This window comes from Catellatospora vulcania (assembly GCF_009720385.1).
GTDB lineage: Bacteria > Actinomycetota > Actinomycetes > Mycobacteriales > Micromonosporaceae > Catellatospora > Catellatospora vulcania.
The window spans coordinates 504,839-526,435 of the sequence record NZ_ML769301.1 but is presented as its reverse complement, the minus strand read 5'-3'; the positions used below and the strand labels follow the sequence as shown (position 1 = coordinate 526,435).

The 21,597-nt window shown below is 71.7% G+C and carries 20 protein-coding genes; 12 read left to right on the top strand and 8 right to left on the bottom strand.

Features of this window, described 5'->3' with window-relative positions; translation table 11 throughout:
* Window positions 1-5: 5 nt before the first annotated feature.
* On the bottom strand, window positions 6-419 hold the full coding sequence (locus tag F6W97_RS02320) for a MarR family winged helix-turn-helix transcriptional regulator (protein WP_155368407.1): 414 nt from the start codon (window positions 417-419) through the stop codon (window positions 6-8).
* Between the two features lie 79 nt (window positions 420-498).
* Between F6W97_RS02320 and F6W97_RS02315 the strand changes: the two genes are divergently transcribed.
* Window positions 499-2,301 carry an ABC transporter ATP-binding protein gene (locus F6W97_RS02315; RefSeq protein WP_155368406.1) on the top strand — a complete coding sequence of 601 codons (1,803 nt, stop codon included), beginning with the start codon at window positions 499-501 and terminating at the stop codon, window positions 2,299-2,301.
* Window positions 2,302-2,320: 19 nt separating this feature from the next.
* Here F6W97_RS02315 and F6W97_RS02310 read toward each other — a convergent pair whose 3' ends face one another.
* The gene (locus F6W97_RS02310) at window positions 2,321-4,672 is read right to left on the bottom strand and encodes a family 43 glycosylhydrolase (protein WP_155368405.1); all 2,352 of its coding nucleotides are present in this window, start codon (window positions 4,670-4,672) and stop codon (window positions 2,321-2,323) included.
* Between the two features lie 306 nt (window positions 4,673-4,978).
* Here F6W97_RS02310 and F6W97_RS02305 point away from each other — a divergent pair, with 306 nt between their 5' ends.
* From F6W97_RS02305 to F6W97_RS02280, 6 genes are read left to right on the top strand one after another with little or no spacing between them, the layout of a single operon-like run.
* Entirely contained in the window at window positions 4,979-6,214 is a 1,236-nt protein-coding gene (locus tag F6W97_RS02305) for an ROK family transcriptional regulator (protein WP_155368404.1), read from the top strand.
* Window positions 6,202-7,017, top strand: a complete 816-nt coding sequence (locus tag F6W97_RS02300; RefSeq protein WP_155368403.1) for an ABC transporter permease — start codon at window positions 6,202-6,204, stop codon at window positions 7,015-7,017. Before F6W97_RS02305 ends, F6W97_RS02300 begins: the two co-directional genes overlap by 13 nt.
* Window positions 7,014-7,772, top strand: a complete 759-nt coding sequence (locus F6W97_RS02295; RefSeq protein WP_155368402.1) for an ABC transporter ATP-binding protein — start codon at window positions 7,014-7,016, stop codon at window positions 7,770-7,772. The genes F6W97_RS02300 and F6W97_RS02295 overlap by 4 nt, the downstream gene beginning before the upstream one ends.
* Window positions 7,773-7,826: 54 nt before the next feature.
* Window positions 7,827-8,822 carry an aliphatic sulfonate ABC transporter substrate-binding protein gene (locus F6W97_RS02290; RefSeq protein ID WP_196278939.1) on the top strand — a complete coding sequence of 332 codons (996 nt, stop codon included), beginning with the start codon at window positions 7,827-7,829 and terminating at the stop codon, window positions 8,820-8,822.
* Complete coding sequence (locus F6W97_RS02285) at window positions 8,819-10,378, top strand: sulfatase-like hydrolase/transferase (RefSeq protein WP_269059660.1); 1,560 nt, start codon at window positions 8,819-8,821, stop codon at window positions 10,376-10,378. The genes F6W97_RS02290 and F6W97_RS02285 overlap by 4 nt, the downstream gene beginning before the upstream one ends.
* 22 nt (window positions 10,379-10,400) lie before the next feature.
* On the top strand, window positions 10,401-10,889 hold the full coding sequence (locus F6W97_RS02280) for a class I SAM-dependent methyltransferase (RefSeq protein ID WP_155368400.1): 489 nt from the start codon (window positions 10,401-10,403) through the stop codon (window positions 10,887-10,889).
* A 9-nt stretch (window positions 10,890-10,898) separates the two neighbouring features.
* On the opposite strand, the gene F6W97_RS02275 is transcribed toward F6W97_RS02280, so the two are convergent.
* From F6W97_RS02275 to F6W97_RS02265, 3 genes are all read right to left on the bottom strand, one after another.
* The gene (locus F6W97_RS02275) at window positions 10,899-11,153 is read right to left on the bottom strand and encodes a hypothetical protein (protein WP_155368399.1); all 255 of its coding nucleotides are present in this window, start codon (window positions 11,151-11,153) and stop codon (window positions 10,899-10,901) included.
* 68 nt (window positions 11,154-11,221) lie between these two features.
* Complete coding sequence (locus F6W97_RS02270; protein ID WP_230686342.1) at window positions 11,222-13,069, bottom strand: CASTOR/POLLUX-related putative ion channel; 1,848 nt, start codon at window positions 13,067-13,069, stop codon at window positions 11,222-11,224.
* A 224-nt stretch (window positions 13,070-13,293) separates the two neighbouring features.
* Window positions 13,294-14,838 carry an MFS transporter gene (locus tag F6W97_RS02265; protein WP_155368398.1) on the bottom strand — a complete coding sequence of 515 codons (1,545 nt, stop codon included), beginning with the start codon at window positions 14,836-14,838 and terminating at the stop codon, window positions 13,294-13,296.
* A gap of 151 nt (window positions 14,839-14,989) precedes the next feature.
* Here F6W97_RS02265 and F6W97_RS02260 point away from each other — a divergent pair, with 151 nt between their 5' ends.
* A complete protein-coding gene (locus tag F6W97_RS02260) occupies window positions 14,990-15,628 on the top strand; it encodes a TetR/AcrR family transcriptional regulator (protein ID WP_196278938.1) in 639 nt (212 codons plus the stop codon).
* A complete protein-coding gene (locus F6W97_RS02255) occupies window positions 15,625-16,656 on the top strand; it encodes a zinc-dependent alcohol dehydrogenase (protein ID WP_230686341.1) in 1,032 nt (343 codons plus the stop codon). The genes F6W97_RS02260 and F6W97_RS02255 overlap by 4 nt, the downstream gene beginning before the upstream one ends.
* 40 nt (window positions 16,657-16,696) lie before the next feature.
* Here the strand turns inward: F6W97_RS02255 and F6W97_RS02250 are convergent, their stop codons facing one another.
* Window positions 16,697-18,448, bottom strand: coding sequence for a glucuronyl esterase domain-containing protein (locus F6W97_RS02250; protein WP_230686340.1), 1,752 nt, complete (start codon window positions 18,446-18,448; stop codon window positions 16,697-16,699).
* 514 nt (window positions 18,449-18,962) lie between these two features.
* On the opposite strand from F6W97_RS02250, the gene F6W97_RS02245 reads away from it, so the two are divergent.
* Entirely contained in the window at window positions 18,963-19,382 is a 420-nt protein-coding gene (locus tag F6W97_RS02245) for a hypothetical protein (RefSeq protein ID WP_155368396.1), read from the top strand.
* Window positions 19,383-19,406: 24 nt separating this feature from the next.
* Here F6W97_RS02245 and F6W97_RS02240 read toward each other — a convergent pair whose 3' ends face one another.
* Window positions 19,407-19,724: a hypothetical protein gene (locus F6W97_RS02240; RefSeq protein WP_155368395.1), complete on the bottom strand. Its 318-nt coding sequence runs from the start codon at window positions 19,722-19,724 to the stop codon at window positions 19,407-19,409.
* Window positions 19,725-19,895: 171 nt separating this feature from the next.
* Here F6W97_RS02240 and F6W97_RS02235 point away from each other — a divergent pair, with 171 nt between their 5' ends.
* On the top strand, window positions 19,896-20,276 hold the full coding sequence (locus F6W97_RS02235) for a DUF2255 family protein (protein ID WP_155368394.1): 381 nt from the start codon (window positions 19,896-19,898) through the stop codon (window positions 20,274-20,276).
* A gap of 25 nt (window positions 20,277-20,301) precedes the next feature.
* Here F6W97_RS02235 and F6W97_RS02230 read toward each other — a convergent pair whose 3' ends face one another.
* Complete coding sequence (locus F6W97_RS02230) at window positions 20,302-20,841, bottom strand: NUDIX domain-containing protein (RefSeq protein ID WP_155368393.1); 540 nt, start codon at window positions 20,839-20,841, stop codon at window positions 20,302-20,304.
* Window positions 20,842-20,943: 102 nt separating this feature from the next.
* Here F6W97_RS02230 and F6W97_RS02225 point away from each other — a divergent pair, with 102 nt between their 5' ends.
* Window positions 20,944-21,597: a GNAT family N-acetyltransferase gene (locus tag F6W97_RS02225; RefSeq protein ID WP_155368392.1), complete on the top strand. Its 654-nt coding sequence runs from the start codon at window positions 20,944-20,946 to the stop codon at window positions 21,595-21,597.

Below are 21,597 nucleotides of genomic sequence, written 5' to 3'. Positions count from 1 at the left end.
GGATTTCAGGTCAGTTTGCGGAGGATGGTGCTTAGTTGGGTGCGGTCGTGTGGGTCGAGGGCGCTGAAGAAGCGGTCGGCTTCGGTTCGGCGGGCGGCCTCGATCGCTCGGGCGGTGTCGCGGCCCGGGCCGGTGAGCGCCACCAGCGTCGCGCGGCGGTCGGCGGGGTCGGGGCGGCGTTCGACGAGGCCGCGGGCCTGGAGGTCGTCGACGACCTCGGTGGCCGAGCGCGGGGCGATACGCAGCTGCTCCGCCAGCTCGTTGAGGCGCAGGGCCTCCTGGCGGCCGAGCACGTTCAGCGCACGTGACTGCGACGGGGTGATCTGCCACGGGGCCAGGGCGTCCTTGGTGAGGTGCCGCAGGCGGCGGGCGACCGCCCAGAAGGCCTCGGAAAGGCCTGCTTCCTCGTGTTCGTCCACGGGAATACGGTACCAGCTATTGCGGTTGTAACCTCATGTTGAGGTAACCTCAGCATCCCTCGCTGAAAGGAACAACCCCTTGGACAGCCCACCTGCGGAACGAGGAGGCCGCCGCGGCGGCCCGCACACCGTCACCGCCGAGGAGAAGGCGCAGGCCCATGCGGTCTCGCTGCGCCGTATCGGCCGCCTGTTCACCGCCCACCGCTGGCAGCTCGCCGTGGTCAGCGCGATCATCGTGGCGTCGTCCGTGATCGCCATGGCCACGCCGTTCCTGCTGCGCGAGGTCATCGACGTCGCCCTGCCCAAGGCCGACCTGACCCTGCTGATCTGGCTGGTGCTCGGCATGGTCGCCGTCGCCGGGCTGACCTCGGCGCTCGGCGTCGTGCAGACCTGGATCTCCACCACCGTCGGGCAGCAGATCATGCACCGGCTGCGCACCGAGGTCTTCACCCACCTGCACCGCCAGTCGATCGCCTTCTTCACCCGCACCCGCACCGGCGAGGTGCAGTCACGCATCACCAACGACATCGGCGGTATGCAGGCCGTGGTCACCTCGACCGCCACCTCCGTCGCGTCGAACCTCACCACCACCGTCGCCACCGCCGTGGCCATGGCGGCCCTGTCCTGGCGGCTGTCGCTGGTCTCGCTCGTCGTGGTGCCCCCGGCCGTGTACCTGACCCGCCGGGTCGCCCGCATGCGCCGCACGATCACCGCGCAGCGCCAGCGCGAGCTGGCCGACCTGAACGTCACCATCGACGAGGGCCTGTCGATCAGCGGCGTGCAGCTGAGCAAGACCACCGGCACCGGACCCGCGCTCGTCGAGCGCTTCGCGGCCTCGTCGGCCCGCCTCATCGACCTGGAGCTGCGCTCCGAGCTGGCCGGACGCTGGCGGATGGCCTCGATGAGCATCATCTTCGCCGCCATCCCCGCGGTCATCTACCTCAGCGCCGGCCTGCCCGCGACCGCCGGCACGCTGAGCATCGGCACCCTGGTCGCCTTCACCGCGCTGCAGGCCAACCTGTTCCGGCCGCTGATGGGCCTGCTCAACGTCGGCGTCTCGCTGACCAGCTCACTGGCCCTGTTCGCGCGCATCTTCGAGTACCTGGACCTGCCGGTCGACGTCGACGACCCGAAGCACCCGGTCGCGATCGACCACGAACGGGTCGCCGGGCACCTGCGCCTGGAGGATGTCACCTTCGCCTACCCGGGCAGCGAGACCGCCGCCGTGGCGGGCGTCAGCCTCGACGTGCCCGCGGGCACCTCGCTGGCCCTGGTCGGCGAGACCGGCTCGGGCAAGAGCACCATCGCGTCGCTGGTCTCGCGCCTGTACGACCCGTCCGCCGGGCGGATCACCGTGGACGGCGTCGACCTGCGCGACCTGCGGCTGGCCGACCTGGCCCGCATCGTCGGCGTGGTCAGCCAGGAGACCTACCTGCTGCACACGACGATCAGGGAGAACCTGCGCTACGTGAAGCCGGACGCGACCGATGCCGAGATCGAGCAGGCCGCCCGCGCGGCGCAGATCCACGACCTGATCACCGCCCTGCCCGACGGGTACGACACGGTCGTCGGCTCGCGCGGGCACCGCTTCTCCGGCGGCGAGAAGCAGCGCATCGCCATCGCCCGCACCCTGCTGCGCGATCCGCGCATCCTGGTGCTGGACGAGGCCACCAGCGCCCTGGACACGCAGACCGAGCGGGCCGTGCAGCGCGCCCTGGACGAGCTGGCCCGCGGGCGTACCACGATCACCATCGCGCACCGGATGTCGACCGTGCGCGACGCCGACCAGATCGCGGTGCTCGACCACGGCCGGATCCTCGAATCCGGCGCGCACCGCGACCTCGTCGAGGTCGGCGGCCGCTACGCGGCACTCGCCGCGTAGCGGCCTCCGGGCCGTACCGTCAGGGGCTGACCAGGCTGTACGTCCGCACGTAGTCGAACGTCGCCGTGGCCCCGGTCTTGTTCATGGACACGAGACCGATGCGCAGCGCGCCGACCCGCGGGAACGACCACGTCCCGCCCCAGGTCCACGTGACGCCGTCCTTGCTGGACGCCATCCGCACGTCGTGCTCGTTGTTGGCCGCGTCGTATCGGTAGAGCAGCCGCAGCCACACCGTCCCCGGGGCGGGCCCGCCGAACATGGGCCGGTGGAACACCGCGATCGGCGGGGTGGTGGTGGGCCGCTCGGCCTCCTTGCCGAACTCGGTCACGTGCAGCACCGCTCCCCCGCCCTGGTTGAGCGGCAGCACCGAGTGGGTGAGCTTGAAGTAGCGGTTGTCGTTCTCGTAGAGCACCAGGCCCGCCTGCTGGTTGCCGGTGTTGCCGTTGAACGCCAGCTTCGTCTCCACCACGTAGTCCCCGGCCGGGGCGTTGCGCAGCAGTACCGACGCGGTGTTGGTGTTCTCGTTCAGCTCGCCGGCCTGGGTCGGCCACACGAGCGCGCCACCGGACTTGTTCGCCGTCACGCCGGTGCCGCGTACCCAGCTCCAGGCCGGGTCGCCGGACTGCGGGGTGCCGGAGCCGTTGAACTCGTCGCTGTAGCCGCTCTGCAGCCCGCCGAGCACCGGCGCGGGCACCAGGGCGGCGACCGGCTGGTACAGCGGGGCCGCGCCGAGGTTGTCGGCGGCGCTCGCACCACCGCTGGACACCGCGCCGATGCGTCCCGGTCCGGTCGCACCCGCGGGCAGCGTGATGGTCACCGTGGACACCGCGGTGCGCAGCCGGTCCGGGGTCACCCAGGCGACCAGGGTGCTCCCCCGCCGCTCGACGGCGAGGTTGTGCCACGAGTCGTGGTCGAAGCCGCCGGGCAGGTTGCTCGACAGCTCGGTGACGACCCCGGCGACCCGGACCTGCACGATGAGCTTCTGCTGGGCGCGGTTGATCCAGGCGACGACGTTGTTGTTCGCGTCGGTGTAGCTCACCACCAGGCCGACGGCCCCCGCGGTGTTGCCCGCCCCGAGCCGCAGGTCGGCCTCGATCCGCAGGTCGCCGCTGACCGAGGCGTCGCTGAGCTGGTACGCCTGCCCGCTGCTCGAGTAGGACAGGTGGCCGTGCGAGTCCGGGTCGTCGGCCAGCGTCCACGCGCCGCTCCAGCCCGACAGCGAGCCGGAGTTGAAGCCGCTGCCGACGGTCCAGGTGGTGACGGGTGCGGGCTGCGCGCCGATGGACGGCCCGGCCCCGGCGCGGACCACGGGCCAGCCGCCGATCCAGTCGAGCCGGTCGATGAGCAGCGGGCGGCGGCTCAGGTTGTTCATGGTGCCGCCCCACGGGCTGGTGACCGGCGGGAAGTCCGGGTTCGCGGAGCGGATCGCGTGGTACACCAGCCAGTCCTGACCGGACAGGTCGGTGGCGATGGCGTTGTGGCCCGGCCCGATCATCCCGTTGCCGTTGGCGGCGACCACGATGCCGTCCTTGCTGCCCAGGTCCATCAGGTTCGCCCCGCCCGGGGTGGTGAACGGCCCCAGCGGGCTGGTGGCCCGGCCGACCTTCACGGCGTACCCGCTGAACGCGCCGTCGCAGCAGCCCGCGTCGGAGTAGAACAGGTAGTAGAGGCCGTCGCGGCGCACCACGAAGCCGCCCTCCATGCGCCGTCCCCGGGCGACCTGGGTGACCGCCCCGGTCAGCGCGGTGGCGGTGGCGTTGAGGCGGGACACGCAGATGGTGTCGTAGCTGCCCCAGTAGAGGTAGTGGTCGCCGTTGATGTCGGTGTACATCGCCTGGTCGATCGCGCCGCTCGGGCAGCCCCCGCCGCCGGCGGGCACGAGCAGGCCCCGGTCGGTCCACGGCCCGGTCGGAGTCGGCGCGGTGGCCAGCGCGACGCCGCCGGTCGACAGCGAGTAGGTCAGGTGGTACGCGCCGTCGACGTAGCGGATGTCGGGCGCCCACGGCCGGGTGCCGTTGGGCCACCAGCCGGGCCGGGCGGCGAAGGTGAACACGTCGCCGAGGTAGGTCCAGGTCACCATGTCGGTCGAGCGGAGCACCGGCAGGATGTGCTCGACCGAGTCGCCGGCCAGCAGGCGTACCGGGTTGGTGGTGCCGTAGGCGTACCAGAGCCCGTCCTTGGCGCGGATCATCGCCGGGTCGGGCAGGCTGTCGACGACCCCGGCGCTGACCGGGTTGGTGTACGTGACCGCCGCCGCCGCGACCTGCTGCGCGTGCCCGGCCGAGGGCACCGCGACCGAGGCCGCGAGCAGCACGGTCACGCCGAGGATCGCGCGCGCCACCGGAAACCGTCGTGGGTGGAGTCTGCTCACCGCTGTCTCCTTCTGTCATCGCGTCGCGCACGCAGCGCGCCGCACCTGGCGGTGACAGTAGGTTTCCGACATTTTGCCCGCGAGTGGCCGTCGGAATTCCGCCGTCGCCGAGGTTCGCGGGCCGCCGGGCGGCAGGCGGGGACCTGCCGCGAACCACTGTGGCGGCGTCCATCTGATGCGCCGCGGCGGGGGCGCGGAAGGGTCTTCTTGCCAGGTTGTGAAGACTATGAACAGGAACCGTCGAAATGGGAGCGCCTTTCTGCCGGAGCGTTGACGGAAAAATTCGACCGGCCTAGCTTTTCGTCCATGCCGACCGCCAGCGGAGCCCACGCGCTCGTCCGCCGCTCCCATGAGGAGCGGGTGCTGCGCATCCTGCAGCAGTCGGGCGCGCTGAGCCGGGGTGAGATCGCCGAGCGGGTCGGCCTGTCCCGCACCACCGTCTCGGAGATCACCGGCGACCTGCTGGAGCGTGGCGCGATCACCGTCGTCGACACCGACGCGGCCGGGCGGACCGGCAGCGGGCGGCCAGCCGAGCGGCTGGCGCTGGACCCCGGTTCCGGGCAGTTCATGGGCGTCGACTTCGGCCACCGGCGGGTGCACGTCGCGGTCGCCGACGCCGCGCACGAGGTGGTCGCCACCGGCACCGCCCGCTACCCGGAGTCGGCCCGGTGGCCGCAGCGCCTGACCGCCGCGTTCGAACTGATCGAGCGGCTCAGCGCCGAGACCGGGGTGCACTACGGCGCGCTGCAGGCGATCGCCGTCGGCGTGCCCGGCTGGGGCAACCGGCTGCCGGCCGACGGCGTCGCCGACACCTTCGCGATGCGGTTCGGCGCTCCGGTGACCGTTGACAACCACGTGCGGTACGCGGGGCTCGCCGAGGCGGCGCACTCGGCGGCCGACAGCGCGCAGAACCTCATCTACCTGCGGCTGTCCGACGGCGTCGGCGGCAGCCTCGTCGTCGGCGGAAGACTGGTCCGGGGTGCGGGCGGGCACGCGGGCGAGTTCGGGCACGTCACCGTCGCCGGTGAGGACGGCGCGCTGTGCCGCTGCGGCAAGCGCGGCTGTGTCGAGACCATCGCCTCGGTCCCGGCCGTGCTGGCCCGCTGCCGGGCACTCGGCGTACCCCTGGACAGCCTCGACGACCTGCGCGCCGCCGTCGCCATCGCGCAGCCCACGGTGGACCGGGTGCTGCGCGAGGCGGGCACCGCCGTCGGCCGGGTGCTCGGCGCGGCGGCGATGACGCTCAACCCCAGCGAGATCGTGCTCGGCGGGGAGATCGTCCAGATCGCCCCCACGCTGCTGCACCAGGTCGCCTCGACCATCACCTACGAGCTGTCCTGGCTGCCCGACGCCGCGCCCGTGGTGCGGGCCGCGTCGTTGGCCGACTCCGGTGGCGCGCTCGGCGCGATCACCGCGCTGTTCCACGACTCCCCGCTGCTGGCCAGCTACCCGGCCGCACCCGATCCGTCCCGTCCCGCCGTCAAGGAGCGCCACGTGCACCCGATCCCCGCGCCTGCCAGGGGTACGCGATGGCCGTCCTGACCGACGCACCGGCCCGGCCGGGGGCGCAGGCGCCCGTCCGGCACACCGGCCGGCCGGACCGCCGGCGCACACTGCTGCTGCTCAACCTGGTGTCGATCGCCGCCGGGATCGGGCTGTGGTGGGGGCTGGCACGGGCCGGGCTGCAGTTCCCGACACCCGCCGAGGTTGCCGCTCAGGCGTGGACCATGGCCGGTGACGGCACGCTGCTCGACGACGCGACCGCCAGCCTCGGCCGGGTGCTGGCCGGATTCCTGCTGGGCTCCGCAGCCGCGGTCGTGGTCGGCTTCCTGATGGGCTGGTACACCGTCGCCCGGGGGCTGTTCGAGCCGTGGATCCAGTTCTTCCGCACCATCCCGCCGCTGGCGATGCTGCCGCTGGTGCTGGTACTGCTCGGCATCGACGAAACCCCGAAGATCTTCGTCATCTTCCTGGCCGCGTTCCTGGCCTGCGTCATCTCCACCTACCAGGGCGTGGTGAGCGTGGAGCGCACGCTGATCGCCGCGGCGCAGGTGCTCGGCGCGAAGGACGGCACGATCTTCGCCCGGGTGGTGGTGCCCGCCTCGACGCCGTTCATCCTCGTCGGCATGCGGGTCGGCCTCGGTTCGGCCTGGGCCACCCTGGTCGCCGCCGAGCTGCTCGCCGCGCAGGAAGGGCTGGGCCACCGGATGCAGTCGGCGCAGCTGTACTACGACCTGCCGACCATCTTCGTCGGCATCATCTCGATCGGCGTGCTCGGCCTGCTCATGGACCGGCTGCTGCAGCTGGCCGGCAGCCGCGTCACCCGCTGGCAGGAGCAGCGATGACCACCAAGATCTCGGTACGCGAGGTGAGCCGCGTCTTCCCCGTCGGCCGCCAGGACTTCACCGCCCTGGACCGGGTGTCGCTCGACATCGCCGACAACGAGTTCGTGACGCTGGTCGGCCCGTCCGGCTGCGGCAAGAGCACCCTGCTCAACATCCTGGCCGGGCTCGACCACCCGACCGCCGGGACGGCCCTGGTCGACGGGCGGCCGGTCAGCGGGCCCGGCCCCGAGCGCGGCGTCATCTTTCAGCAGTACGCGCTGTTCCCATGGCTGACCGTGCGTCAGAACGTCGAGTTCGGGCTGCGCACTGCCGGGGTCGGCCGCCGCGAGCGGCGCGAGACCGCCGAGCACTTCATCCGGCTGGTCGGGTTGGAACAGTTCGCCGACGCGCTGCCCAAGACCCTGTCCGGCGGCATGAAGCAGCGCTGCGCGATCGCGCGGGCGTACGCCGTGGACCCGTCGATCCTGCTGATGGACGAGCCGTTCGGCGCGCTCGACGCGCTCACCCGGGTCCGTTTGCAGGAGCAGCTGCTGGCGACGTGGAACGCCGACCGGCGCACCGTCGTGTTCGTCACCCATGACGTCGACGAAGCCGTCTACCTGGCCAACCGGGTCATCGTGATGGCCGCGCGGCCCGGCCGCGTGTTCGAGGTCGTCGACGTGGACCTGCCCTACCCCCGTACCGAAAAGATCCGGCTCAGCCCGGAGTTCGCCGCCCTGCGCAACCGCGTCTGGCAGGCCGTCTACCACCAGTAGCCGCACCCGGTTCCTGGCTCCAGCACGCCTCTCGTCACCCTAAGGACGTTCACCATGCCCATGAACAGACGCGCCTTCGGCCTCGCCGCGGTCGCCTTCACCCTCGCCCTGACCGGCACCGCCTGCTCCGGCGACGACGCCGGCACCGAGACGCTGACCCAGGTCAAGCTCGGCTACATCGGCGACTGGAATGGCGCGAGCCTGCTCGCGATCGCCAACGAGAAGAAGCTGTGGCAGGCGCACGGCCTGGAGGTCAAGGCCAGCGTGTTCACCAACGGCCCGCTGCAGATCCAGGCGCTGGGCACCGGCGACCTGGAGTTCGGTTACATCGGGCCGGGCGCGATGTGGCTGCCCGCCTCCGGCAAGGCCAAGGTCATCGCGATCAACACGCTGGGCAACGCCGACCGGGTCATCGCCCAGCCGGGCATCACCACCCTGGAGGGGCTGCGCGGCAAGACCGTCGGCGTGCCTGAGGGCACCTCCGGCGACATGATCCTCACCCTGGCGCTGAAGAAGGCCGGGCTCACCAAGAGCGACGTGAAGATCGTCCCGATGGACGCGGCGACCATCGTCTCCGCCTTCGCCAGCAAGAAGATCGATGCGGCGGGCTTCTGGTACCCGGCCACCGCGACGATCAAGAAGCAGGTCCCCGACCTGGTTGAACTGGCCAAGAACACCGACTTCGCCGACCAGGTCTCGTTCCCGACCTCGTTCGTCGCCGGCAACGACGTCGTCGCCAAGGACAAGGACAAGGTCAGCAAGGTGCTGGCGGTGTTCCGGGAGGCGATCACGTTCCGCGCCGAGCACCCCGACGAGGCGGCCGAGTACACCGCGAAGCTGCTCAACGTGAAGGTGGAGCAGGTCAAGGCCGACGCCGCGAACTCCAGCGCGATCCCGCTGGCCGACCTGGACAAGTTCACCCAGGACGGCACCATCGTCAAGTGGCTGACCGGCATGAACGACTACTTCGTCAGCGCGGGCAAGCTCACCGGCGCGGTCGACCCGGCGACCTACTACACCGGTGACCTGTTCACGGCGGCGGGCAAGTGACGCAGCGCCGCAACATCCTGTTCCTGATGACCGACCAGCATCGGGCGGACACGCTCGGCGCGTACGGGAACCAGCTCTTGAGCACCCCGGTGCTCGACGAGCTGGCCCGTACGGGCACCCGCTTCGACCGCTGGTACACGCCCACCGCCATCTGCACCCCGGCACGGGCGAGCCTGCTCACCGGGCAGGCCCCGTTCCGGCACCGGCTGCTGGCCAACCACGAGCGCAACGTCGGCTACCTGGAGGACCTGCCCGCCGACCAGTTCTCCTTCTCGCAGGCGCTGCGTGAGCACGGCTACCAGCTAGGGCTGATCGGCAAGTGGCACGTGGGACACCACCGCCGGGCCGCCGACTTCGGTTTCGACGGCCCCGACCTGCCCGGCTGGCACAACCCTGTAGAGCACGAGGACTACCTGGCGTTCCTGCGCGAGGGCGGGCATCCACCGTACGCGATCAGCGACCGCATCCGCGGCACGCTGCCCAACGGCGGCCCCGGCAACCTGCTGGCCGCGCGGCTGCACCAGCCGGTCGAGGCGACGTTCGAGCACTACCTGGCCACCCGGGCCATCGAGCTGCTGGAGCGCTATGCGGCCGCGAACCGGGCCGACGGGACCCCGTTCTTCCTGCAGGTCAACTTCTTCGGCCCGCACCTGCCCTACATCGTGCCGGACGAGTACTTCGACCTGGTCGACCCGGCCCGGGTGGAGCTGCCGCGCTCGATCGCGGAGACGTTCGCGGGCAAGCCCCCGGTGCAGCGCAACTACAGCGCGCACTGGACCTTCGACACGATGCCGATCGAGGTGACCCGCAAGCTGATCGCGGTCTACCACGGGTATGTGGCGATGATCGACGCCGAGATCGGGCGGATCGTGGACGCGATGCAGCGGCTCGGGCTGGCCGACGACACCGCGGTCTTCTTCACCTGCGACCACGGCGAGTTCACCGGCGCGCACCGGCTGCACGACAAGGGCCCCGCGATGTACGAGGACATCTACCGCACCCCAGGGCTGCTGCGGGTGCCGGGGCAGCCGGCGGGCGTGGTCCGCGACGAGTTCGTCAGCCTGCTCGACTGCACCGCGACGATCTTGGAACTAGCCGGACTCGACCCGTCCCCCGCGGTCGACTCCCGCAGCCTGCTGCCGCTGACCAGTGGCGAGCCGGTGGACTGGGCACCGGACATCGTCTGCGAGTTCCACGGCCACCATTTCCCGTACCCGCAGCGCATGCTGCGCACCGAACGCCACAAACTGGTGATAAACCCCGACTCCGTCAACGAGCTGTACGACCTGCACACCGACCCCGACGAGCTGCTCAACCTCTACTCGCTGCCGGAGCTGGAACCCGTCCGGACCCGGCTCACCCAGCGGCTCTACCAGCTGCTACGGGACCGGGGCGACAACTTCTACCACTGGATGACCTCGATGTACGACGTCGGCGAGGTCACCCACGACCCCACCCTCAGCGGGCTGGACGAGTCGAGCTACGGCACCGCGCCGCCGACGGCTCCGAGCAGGTCTGATCTGATGGTCGACGAGGGCGGGAGGACGGACACATGACGAACAGCGCACGCCGCGTGCCGTGACCCGGCACCGCTTCCACGGTGACGAGACGCGGTTCGACGTGCTCGCCGAGTTCGTCACGGCCAGGTTCCCGCAGGCCAGGTACGTCGCCGACGTGGCGGGCGGGCAGGGCATGCTGACCCGGCTGCTGCGCAAACGGTTCGGTCTGGAGGCCGAGGTCGTCGACCCGCGCGGCTGGACGCTCAAGGGCGTCCCGGCCCGCGCCGAGCCCTACCTGGCGACCCTGGCCGACTACTACGACCTGATCGTGGGCCTGCACCCGGACGAGGCGCTGCGCGAGGTGGTGGACTCGGCCCGGGTGCGCCCGGTGCTGGTCGTGCCCTGCTGCAACTTCTGGGACCGCGACCGCAAACTGGGCCGCGACGAGCTGCTGGCCGCGATCACGGCGCACCAGCGCGGCCTCGGCGGCCAGGTCGAACACGTCGAGCTCGGCTTCCGCGGGCCGAAGAACCACGCGCTGATCCTGCTGCCGCCGTCCCCCGGCTGACGTCGCCCGTCAGGCGGATCGGGCGGCTCTGCGCCGCCGGGACAGGTACAGGTACAGCCAGGTCACGCCGGTCATCAGGAGCGCGCCGCCGACCGCGAAGACGATGATGACGATGCCGGACAGTGCCGCCATGCCCTCCAGCTCGCCCGCCAGGAAGGCGAACAGCATGAGCACGGTCGCCACGACCGCCAGCAGCCAGGCGAGGCCGGACAGTCCGATCAGGACCTTTCCCAGCGGCCCGGTCCGCCGCGCTGATTCCGACATGGGAGGCAGCGTAACGCCTCGCGCCGAAGAGTCGTGGCGGCCGGGCCACGACCCTTCGGCGGCGCGGGTCAGTCCGTGGCGATCACGATCACGCTGTCGCCGGCATCGAGGCGGACCTGGGCGGACCGGCGCGGGTTGAGCACCACCCCGTAGAACGGTGGCTGGTCGGCGTCGTCGCGGCGGCGGTAGCCGATCGCCGACTCGCCGCGCCGCCGGGCCGACTCCACCACGGTCGCGAAGTTGACCTCGGCACCGGGCTGCACGTAGTCGGCGGCGGGCTTGAGGTGGATCTCCGCACCGGACGCCTCGAACAGGTCGGCGAACACGTCGTACAGGTGCCGGTTCTCGGCCAGCTGGGTCATCAGCAGGCTGATCAGCCGGGCCGAGACCACGAAGTCGTCGGCCTTGGTGACCTGGGCGACCTCGCGGTTGCCGTCGTCGTTCATCTCGGTGACGATCGAGTACGGCTCGCCGAGGTTGACCTCGATGTCGCGCAGGTGCAGCAGGGTCACCAGGGTGCGGTCGTCGGCGTGGTCGGGCTCGGCGGTGTCGTCGGACAGCACGATGATGTTCTGGTAGCCGCCCAGCTCCATGGCCTCCAGGTCGCGCCGGCTGGTCGGCTGGCAGCGTTTGAAGGCCACGGCCAGGTTCTCCCGCTGCACGGCCAGGGCCTCCTCCGGCGCGAGCGGGGCGGCGACGTCCAGCGCGGAGCCCGGCTCGGCGAAGCGGTCCAGCAGGTCGAGCACCCGGTCGGCCCGGGAGTTCCAGCCGACCATCAGGGTCCGGTCCGGCGCCCGCTTGCTGTCGGGCACCAGCACGAGCGCGTCGGCGTGCACGCGGGCCGGGGTCGCGGCCAGCTCGATCAGCAGGTCGTCCTCGGCGATGAGGATGACCTCGTCGCCGTCGGCGAGCACGGCGTCCATCGCCGGGTTGACCGCGATGGCGCCGTCGGCGCGGCGCAGCCCGATCGGCGCGCCCGCCTCGAACGCGCCGAGCACGTCACCGTACGTCCGGCCGGCCAAGGTCGGCTCGACCCGGATGTAGATCTCGTTGCCGGCGAAGTCGAGCAGGTCGGTGCAGACCGTCGACAGGCCCGACTGGCGGTGCGACTGCACGACCATGCGTACCGCGATGTCGTCGGCGTCGACGATCAGCGCGTGCCTGCCGCCGGCCAGCCTCGCCGCGGCGACGTTGGCCGACTCCTGCACCGCGGCGACGACGTGCGGGCGCGCCGCGGGCCAGGGCCGGTTGTTGAGCAGCAGCAGCACCTTGATGACGTCGATGTCGGGGTCGTCGCCGGCCGGCGACAGCACCATCACCGCGCGGGCCGTGTCGAGGCTGACCAGGTCGAGGTCGGTGCGCTTGAGCGGGCTGCCGGACCGGCACACCACCCGGGTACGGCCGGTATCGCCGACCCGGGCGCGGATCTGGTCCTCCATCTCGACCTTGTCCCGGTCGGCGAGCACGACCACGCTGGTACGCCGCGAGCCGCGGTTGGCCGCGGCCAGTTCCCCGACCACGGTGAACACCTGGTCTGACCAGCCCAGCACCACGATGTGGCCCTGGGAGATCACCGGTGAGCGGCCCTTGCGCAGGTTGGTGATGGCGTCGTTGAGACCGGTGGTGAGCACGCCGATCAGCGAGCTGACGAGGAAGATGCCGCCGATGGTGACGACGAGCATCAGGGCCAGGTAGACGGGGCTGCCGAGGTCGCCGCCCATGGTGCCCGGGTCCAGGGTGCGCAGCACACTGCGCCACAGCACCGCAGCCCAGCCGCCGTCGCGGCTGGTCTCCTCGCGTGCGAGCAGCGCGACAAGTCCGGTCACGACAGTGATCAGGGTCAGCGACGCCAGACCCAGCCAGCCGATGAGGGCGGGGGTGCCTCGGTCCATCGTGCCGTCGAACCAGACGCGCAAACGTCGCCGAACTCCCTGCCGCACCACTGAGGTTCTCCCCACCGCGACCGCTGCCGGCCGCCGAATGTCCAATAGGCAGAGACATCCTAAGGAGCGTCGACCGCCTCGCTCGCAAGCCGTCCGGCTCGTTCTCCGAGACGCGTGGCGTGCCAGGCCTGCCGCATGGCAGCGGGCCGGGGCCGCCCGGTGGCAGGCGGTCCCGGCCCGGCAGGGCGGCGCGAGCGTCACCGGTTGGCGGTGGCCTCCTCGCGGCGGTGTCCGGCGTGCAGGTGGGGCAGGTGCAGCTCGGGGGGCTCGGGCGGGAGGTCCTCGACGCCGGTGGCCACGGCCTGCTCGTGGCGGCGGTGCGCCGAGGGCAGGGCGAGGGTGGCGACGACGGCCAGCACGGCTACGCCCGCGCAGACCCAGAATCCGGTGCTGAACGCCGCATCGGTGGGCAGGCCCAGCGGGGTGCTGTTGGACGTGATGACGGCGGCGACGACGGCCGAGCCGACGCTGCTGCCAATGGTCCGGGCGATGGTGTTGACGCTGGTGGCCTCACCGGTCTGGGTGGCGGGCACGCTCTCGATGATGGCGTTGGACATGGCCGCGAACGCCAGGCCGATGCCTGCGCCGACGAGCAGCCCGGAGACGACGACCTGCCACTCCACGTTGTGCACGACGGCAGGCAGGGCGAACCCGGCGACGACGGCGATCGCGCCGAGGAACATCGGCAGCTTCGGCCCGAACTTGCGCACCAGCAAGCCGGCCAGCGGGCCGAACAGCACCATCGACAAGACCGTGGGCAGCAGGAACAGGCCCGCCTCGGACACCGACTTGCCGTAGCCGTAGCCGGTGGCGGCGGGCAGTTGCAGCAGGGTCGGCACGAGCAGGAACGAGCCGAACATGGCGAAGCCGAGGATCAGGGCGACCAGGTCGGTGGCCCATACGCCGCGGATCTTCATGAGGCGCATGTCGACGAGCGGCTCGGCCACGCGCAGCTCGACCACGACGAAAAGGATCATGGTGACCACACCGACGGCGAGCAGGCCGATGGTGTTCGCCGAGGCCCAGCCCCAGGACTGGCCCTTGCTGATGGCCAGCAGCAGCGACACCAGCGAGACCGACAGGATGGCCGTGCCGAGCAGGTCGAGCCTGCCGGGCTTGCGCACCGGCGACTCCTGCATGCCGAAGATGGCGCCGAGCAGCGCGATGACGACGAGCACCAGGGGCAGCCAGAACAGCCAGTGCCAGGACAGGTGCTCGACGATCGGGCCGGCGGCCACGATGCCGACGCCCGCGCCGACACCGAAGATCGCCGACAGCAGGCCGACGGTGGCGCTGACCTTCTCGCGGGCCAGCTCGTCGCGGACCATGCCGATCGACAGCGGCATGATCGCGCCGGCAGCCCCCTGCAGCGCGCGCGCGACGACGAGCACGGCCAGGTTCGGGGCCAGCGCGGCCAGCAGGGTGCCCGCCGCCAGGACGGCCAGCACGGCGATGAGGACGCGGCGCTTGCCGACCATGTCGCCGAGGCGGCCGAGGACGGGCGTCAGCACCGACGCCGACAGCAGGTAGGCGGTGAGGATCCAGCTCGCGCCGGCGGTGGTGACGTCGAGGTCGCGCGCGATGGTGGACATCGCCGGGGCGACCAGTGACTGCAGCACCGCGAAGGCCAGGCCGCCCAGTGACAGATACACCACCAGCATGGTGCCGTTGGTGCGGCGGGCCGCGCCCGGCACGCCTGCGGTGACGCCGGCGGTGCCCGGCCCCACGATCGTCTGGGTCATGAAACGCCCCCTGGAGCATGTTGTAAACATCTGCTGACTTGGCGAGTATTACTCGCCGAAACCGTCGTCAACAGTTGTTTACATCACTTGTAAGCAGTTGTTTACGTCACGTTTTCGGGCGGCTATCCTGGTGCCGGAGCGAGAGGAATCCATGGCCACAGGCAGCCCGCGCACCTCCACCACCGGCGAGAACCCGTCCGGGCAGCGCCGCCGGGACGCGGCCGGCACCCGGCAGCTGCTGCTCGACGCCGCCCGACGCCGCTTCGCCGCCCACGGATACACCGGCACCACCGTGCGCGACATCGCCGACGAGGCCGGGGTGAACGTCGCGCTCATCAGCCGCTACTTCGCGTCCAAGGAGGGCCTGTTCGAGGCGTGCCTGGCGGGCGCGGTCGACGAGCTCAGCCATGCCGTCACCGAGAACGTGACGCTCGACCGGCTCCCGCAGATCATGGCCGAGCAGCTCGCCGGCACCGGCCTGGGCAGCCGGCCGAACCAGTTCCTGCTGCTGCTGCGCTCCTCCGGCGACGAGCGGGCCGACCAGATCCGGCGCAACACCGTGCGTTCCTTCGCCGAACGCCTCGCCTCCGCCGCGGGCTGGCGGCCCGACCACCCGGACGGCGACCGGCTCATGCTCCGCGCGCAGATCGCACTGGCCACCGCCTTCGGAATCGTCCTGCTGCGCTCCTCGACCGGCCTGGAGCCGCTGTCCTCGGCGACCCCGCACGATCTCGTCGCGCCACTGCGCGACGTCGTCGACGGGCTGCTTCGCGAACGCGGCACGCGGTGAACGCCACGACGATGCGCGCGGCGGTGCTCACCGCCCCGGGCCGGTGCTCGGTGCAGGAGGTGCCCGCCCCGCGGGCGGCCGCAGGCGAGGTCGTCGTGGACGTCGAACGGGTCGGGGTGTGCGGCACCGACGTCGAGTTCTTCACCGGCGAGATGGCCTACCTGCACGAGGGGCACGCCCGCTTCCCGATGCGGCTGGGCCACGAGTGGGCAGGTGTCGTGCGGTCCGTCGGCGACGGCGTCGAACCCGCCTGGCTCGGCCGGCGCGTCATGGGCGACACGATGCTCGGCGACGGCACCTGCCGCCGCTGCCTGCGCGGTCACCAGCACGTATGCGCCCGGCGGCAGGAGGTCGGCATCCGCGGCGGCCGCCCCGGCGCCCTGGCCGAACAGATCGCCGTTCCGGTCACCTCGCTGCACGAACTGCCCCGCGGCGTCGACGCGACGCTCGGGGCGCTGGTCGAGCCCGGCGGCAACGCCCTGCGCGCGGCGCAGGCCGCCGAGCTGACGCGGGGCGACCGGGTGCTCATCCTCGGACCGGGCACCATCGGACTGCTGACCGCGATGTTCGCCCGCGCCGCGGGAGCCGAGGTGCACCTCATGGGCCAGACCGGCACGTCGCTGGACTTCGCCCGCTCGCTCGGCTTCTCCCGCGCCTGGACCGAGCAGCAGCTGCCGGACCTGCCCTTCGACGCGGTCATCGACGCCACCAACGCCGCGTACGCGCCGGCCAGGGCGCTGGACCTGGTCGAACCGGCCGGCCGGGTCGTCTACATCGGCCTGGCCGGCACCCCCAGCCACATCGACACCCGGCGGCTGGCGCTCAAGGACGTCACCGCCGTCGGCGTCCTGTCGGCCTCCCCCGGGCTCGCCGCCACGATCGCCGCCTATGCCGCCGGGCAGGTCGACCCGCGGCCGCTCGTCGCCGCGACGGTCGGCCTCGACCAGGTCGGCGCGGTGCTCGCGGGCGCGCCCGTCGCCGGGGCGGGACCGGGACCCAAGTTCCACATCGATCCGCGTACGCGTTGAGCCGGGTAGGGACGGCGCCGCCCCTACCCGGCCGCGCGGGCTACGACGCAGCGCAGGTGTACCCGCTGGGCAGCTGGGTGTTGCCGTTGGGTCGGCTGACCTGGTAACCGAAGTTGGCCACCGAGCCGCCGGGCGGGATGGTCCCGTTGAAGCTCACGTTCCGCGCGGTCACGGTCTGACCGCTGGTCGTGACGGCCGCGTTCCACGACCCGGTGACGGTGTGCCCTGCGGGCAGGGTGAACGTCAGCGTCCAGCCGTTGATCGTCGCCGTGCCGTTGTTCGTCACGGTCACGGGCTGGATGACGTAGCCGGTCGCCCACTGGGTCTGCACGGTGCCGGTCGCCGAGCAGCCCGACCCGGGCGGGGGCGGCGACACGCTGGGCGACGGCGGTGCACTGGGCGAGGGTGGCGCGCTCGGCGACGACGAGGCACTGGGTGACGGCGGCGCGCTCGGCGACGAGGACGCGCTCGGCGACGGCGGGATGCTCGGGCCGTCGGACAACGTGGGCGTCTGCCAGTCGCGCCACTCGGCGAGGTTGCCCGCCGCCCGGCTCGAAATCCTGATCGCGCCGGGAGCGTTGCCGGTCTTCAGCAGGAACTTCTGGATGTTCTGCTGCAGCGGGGTGCTCCACTCCGGCCGGTTGGCGCAGTGGCTGCCGTTCTGGATGTCGGACCAGTAGGTGATGTTCTCCCCCACGCCCAGCGCCTTGTAGACCTCGGCGCCGCCCAGCGCCGCGACGCTGGCCGACTTCGGGCCCAGGTTGGCGATGTGCGGGTTGTCCATGATGAACAGCCCGCGCGGAGCCACCATGGCCACCATCTGGTGGGTGTCCACCGGCAGCGTGTTCGGTCTGCCGGTGAAGGAGCCGAACGCGTCGCCCAGCCACGGCTGCTCGCCGTACGCGCTGCTCAGGCTCTGCGCGCCCTCACCGGGAATGCCGCGGAAGATGGGCACCCCCGCGCTGCCCGACTCGATCGGCATGGTCAGCGCGATGCGCTGGTCGAACGCGCCGACGACGAACGCGCCCTTGCCGAACCGCGAGCATCCGGTGACGCCCATCGCGTCGGCCTTGAGGATGCTGCCGCCCGACTGCGCGACGACGTCGATTATCCGGCTGACGCCCCATGACCAGGCCATCAGCAGTCCGGTGCTGCTGGTGTTGCCGTAGATGGTGTAAAACGCGCCCTGCTTGTTGTTGCGCGGCGTGCCCTCCTTGCCCACGGCGTAGGGGTCGTAGTTGATGACGGCCGCGCCGGCGGCCCTGATCGCGGCGGTGTCCGCGCCGAACCCGCCCAGCACGACGACGGCCGGGAAGGGCCCGGAACCGCTGGGCAGCTGGACGCTGGCGGAGAAGCTGGAGCTCCGGCCGTTGTGCGTCACATTGACGGTGATGTTGGTGCTGGAGACCGTCCCGGTGACGCTGGCGGGCTTGGCGGGCTTCTCGCCGTAGACGTGCCGCTCCGCCAGTTTCTTGATCTCCTCGCGGCGGCACCGCCAGTCGGACTTGGCGGTGATGCGCGTGCCGTCGATCCTCTTGAAGGGGTCGGGCAGCTTGGCGTTGGCGGGCAGCGAGCCGGGCAGCGTCACCGGGCAGTCCGCGCCCTCGTCCTCGACGGCCGCGGCGAGCGCCGCGGCCTCGGCGGGCGCGGTCGTCGCCGTCACCGTCACCGCTCCGGCGACCGCCAGCGCCGTCACCGTCAGTGCGACGACGGCCGATCGGGTCGTCGAACGGCTCGCGCCGATAGCCGACAGGGCTCTCCTTCCGGCCTGGATGATCGAGGCTGCGATCACGACGGCCGACCTTCTCCGGGGGACAGTTCGCATGCGGGCTCCTCCTTGCCGCTGGGGGGCGGTATCGCTCGGCGACACGGGTTGACCTGGCACGCCGTCGGTGCGAACACCGCTCTCGAAGATCCGGAGGGCGGCCGCCACAGGGAGCCGGAGCCCGACGTTCTACCGAAGCCCGCCCGCGGGCGCGCTTACGTACATCGATGGACACGCTCCCATAACATTTCGGTGTTTTCAAGGGAAGGTTTCAAGGAAATTCCGGAAACGTTTCTTTCGCTGCCCGTCGAAGGCCAGGGACCCGATTGCAGTTCAATACCTTGACCTGCGAACTTATGGTCCTGGGCCAATCCGATGTCGCCACGATCGCTCCGAAAGTTTCGGTGACGATTCGAGCAGCGTCGGCGCATCGCGGCCACCGCGTCCATCACGGAGGGTGGCCGGCGCGCCGCTCCCCCGCGCCACGGATGGCGGGAAGGTGCGATGATGCCGACCCTAGGTCTCACCAGGAGAGGTGTCCGTGGCTCTGCCCGAGTGGATGAAGGCGACCGTCGTCTCGCTGGCCGCCGCCGGTGCCGCCGTCGTGTGCACGCCGTGGCCGGTGAAGCTGGTGCCGGACGTGCCCGGCTCCGGCGACTACGACGTCCCGGCGACGTGGCAGTACGTCGCGCAGCCGGTCGCGCTGGCGCTCATCGCGTTCGCCGCGGGCCGGTGGAACCTGAGCGTCCTGGTCACCGGGCTGGGCGTCACCGTGCCCGCCGCGGCGGTCTACGGCGTCCACAGCGAGTACTTCACCGACGCCGCCGGAGCCGACCCATGGCCGGCGAGCACGGTCGTGCTGGTGCCGCTCGCGTTCGGGGCCGCGGTCGGGCTCGCCGCCTTCGGCAGGCTGCTGCGGCGGCGGCGCGCGAGAGCCCGGGCCACGCGCGCCGTCGCCTGAGCCCGCGCCCCGCGACGGCAGGCGTCAGCGGCTGCGCGGAAGCCGCATGCGGGCCGACAGCGTCAGCCGGTGCAGGCTCTCCACGACCTCCGGCCGGGTGCGCAGCACGTCCTCGAACCTGACCCGCCACCTGCCCGCCTCGACGTCGCGGGTGATGTCGCGCGGCGCGGACACGAGCTCCTTGCGCCTGGTGAACAGATCGCGCCGGTAGGACGGTCCGAGCAGGACGGTGAGCTGGTCTCCGTACCACGCGAACAGGGCGGCGTCACCGGCTGACACGTCGGCCAGGACCGTGGCCGCGCCGAAGGCGACCCTCGGTTGGTGCCGCACACTGCCGTTCATCGAGGCCTCCCCGCCGCTGCCGTGTTCGATCCATCGATGGTCCGGCACGACCGTGCGGTGCGCAGGACCTCCTGCGGCGAACCGGCGAACCGGCAGCGTCGGCGCTCGTAAAATGGACGGGAGCGCGTGCTCGACCGGCAGGCGGGTCGACATCGACAAGGAACCCAGGCGATGACCACCACGTGGACCACCGAGGAACTCGACCGTATCGGCGCCGCCGATGAACTGGACATCGCGGCCCGGCGACGCGACGGCTCGCTGCGCACCCCGACCACGATCTGGGTGGTGCGCAGCGGCGACGACCTGTATGTCCGGTCCTACCGCGGCCCCGACGGGGCCTGGTACCGGGCGACGAAGGCCCGGCACGAGGGGCATGTCCGAGCGGCCGGCATCGACAAGGACGTCGCCTTCGTCGACGAGGCCGACCCGGACGTCAACACCATGATCGACGACGCCTACCGGGCCAAGTACCGCGGCTACGGACCGCAGTACGTCGACCCGATGACGGCCGCGCCCGCACGGACCACGACCACCAGGATCGTGCCGCGCTGACCGGTCCGGTCCGGTCCGGTCCCGGTCACGGCGCCGGCGGGTGGCCGGCCTCCAGGTAGATTCCCGCCGGCGGCCGGCTCAGGCAGGCGCGGATCCGCTGCGCCAGCCTCGGCACCATGACCGCGTCGAGGTCGGCGGCGGCGAGGAAGCGCCAGCCTCGGATCTCACCGCCGGGCGCGAGCCGGATGGCGTCGGTGTCGGACTCGGACAGCATGCCGCCGTCGAAGACGAACGTCAGCGCGCCGTCCCAGTGCGGTCGCGGCGGTGTCCAGTCGACACACAGCAGCTCACCGATGGGCAGGTCGACACCGAGTTCCTCCCGGACCTCCCGGCGGCAGGCCTGCCACGGCGACTCCCCCGGTTCCAGCGCCCCGCCCGGTATCTCCGCGCCGGCCTTGTAGGACGGCTCGACGACCAGCACCCGGCCCTGCGCGTCCCGGAACAGCGCACCTGCTGCGGCGCGTACCCGGGTGAGGCCTGCGACGTATCCCGGGTCGGGCACCTGGCCGACGTCGTCGACGGCGATCTCCTGCGGCGCTGCGGGCGCGGCTCCGGCTGCCTCCATCGACGGCCTCCCTCGGGTCGGGCCGGGGAGGCGAACGGCCGCTCCCCGTCACGCCGACGTTAATCCATGGCGGCGGTGGCGGGTCCTGCCGACAATCAGCAGATGCTGGTCGATCACTTCCCGCTGGTGGGGCTGCGCCTGTGTACGCCGGACCTGGTGCTGCGGCTGCCCGAGCCGCACGAACTGGCGGCGCTGGCGGACGTGGCCGCCGACGGGGTGCACGGGCCGGAACTGATGCCGTTCGTGGTGCCCTGGACGCGGCAGAGCCCGGACGAGGTGGCGCGCTCCGTGGTGACCCACCACTGGGCCGTGCTCGGACAGTGCACACCCACGTCGTGGTCGCTGCCGCTGACGGTGTTCCGCGACGGTGCGGTCGTCGGGCAGCAGAGCATCAGCGCCAAGGACTTCGCGGTCACCACCGAATGCGCCACCGGCAGCTGGCTCGGGGCGCGTTACCAGGGCCAGGGCATCGGCACGCAGATGCGCGCCGCCGTGGCGCATCTGGCGTTCGCCGATCTCGGCGCCACCGACCTCGTGTCGAGCGCGTTCCTGGACAACCCGGCGTCGCTGGCGGTGTCACGCAAGCTGGGCTACGTGCCCGACGGCGTCGCCCGGTACGCGGTGCAGGGGCGGCTGCAGGTCGCGCAACGGCTGCGGCTGACCCGGCAGGCCTGGACGGAGTCGCATCGCGTCGAGGTGACCACGCACGGCGTGCACGCGTGCCGCGCGCTGCTCGGGCTGCCTGCCGAGGCGTGA

What these genes read in the sequence shown, in the direction of transcription:
- F6W97_RS02305 (WP_155368404.1), top strand. Translation starts at nt 4,979, where the DNA reads ATGCCGACCGCCAGCGGAGCCCACGCGCTCGTCCGCCGCTCCCATGAG.
- F6W97_RS02300 (WP_155368403.1), top strand. Translation starts at nt 6,202, where the DNA reads ATGGCCGTCCTGACCGACGCACCGGCCCGGCCGGGGGCGCAGGCGCCC.
- F6W97_RS02295 (WP_155368402.1), top strand. Translation starts at nt 7,014, where the DNA reads ATGACCACCAAGATCTCGGTACGCGAGGTGAGCCGCGTCTTCCCCGTC.
- F6W97_RS02290 (WP_196278939.1), top strand. Translation starts at nt 7,827, where the DNA reads ATGCCCATGAACAGACGCGCCTTCGGCCTCGCCGCGGTCGCCTTCACC.
- F6W97_RS02275 (WP_155368399.1), bottom strand. Translation starts at nt 11,153, where the DNA reads ATGTCGGAATCAGCGCGGCGGACCGGGCCGCTGGGAAAGGTCCTGATC.
- F6W97_RS02265 (WP_155368398.1), bottom strand. Translation starts at nt 14,838, where the DNA reads ATGACCCAGACGATCGTGGGGCCGGGCACCGCCGGCGTCACCGCAGGC.
- F6W97_RS02260 (WP_196278938.1), top strand. Translation starts at nt 14,990, where the DNA reads ATGGCCACAGGCAGCCCGCGCACCTCCACCACCGGCGAGAACCCGTCC.
- F6W97_RS02240 (WP_155368395.1), bottom strand. Translation starts at nt 19,724, where the DNA reads ATGAACGGCAGTGTGCGGCACCAACCGAGGGTCGCCTTCGGCGCGGCC.
- F6W97_RS02235 (WP_155368394.1), top strand. Translation starts at nt 19,896, where the DNA reads ATGACCACCACGTGGACCACCGAGGAACTCGACCGTATCGGCGCCGCC.
- F6W97_RS02230 (WP_155368393.1), bottom strand. Translation starts at nt 20,841, where the DNA reads ATGGAGGCAGCCGGAGCCGCGCCCGCAGCGCCGCAGGAGATCGCCGTC.
- F6W97_RS02225 (WP_155368392.1), top strand. Translation starts at nt 20,944, where the DNA reads ATGCTGGTCGATCACTTCCCGCTGGTGGGGCTGCGCCTGTGTACGCCG.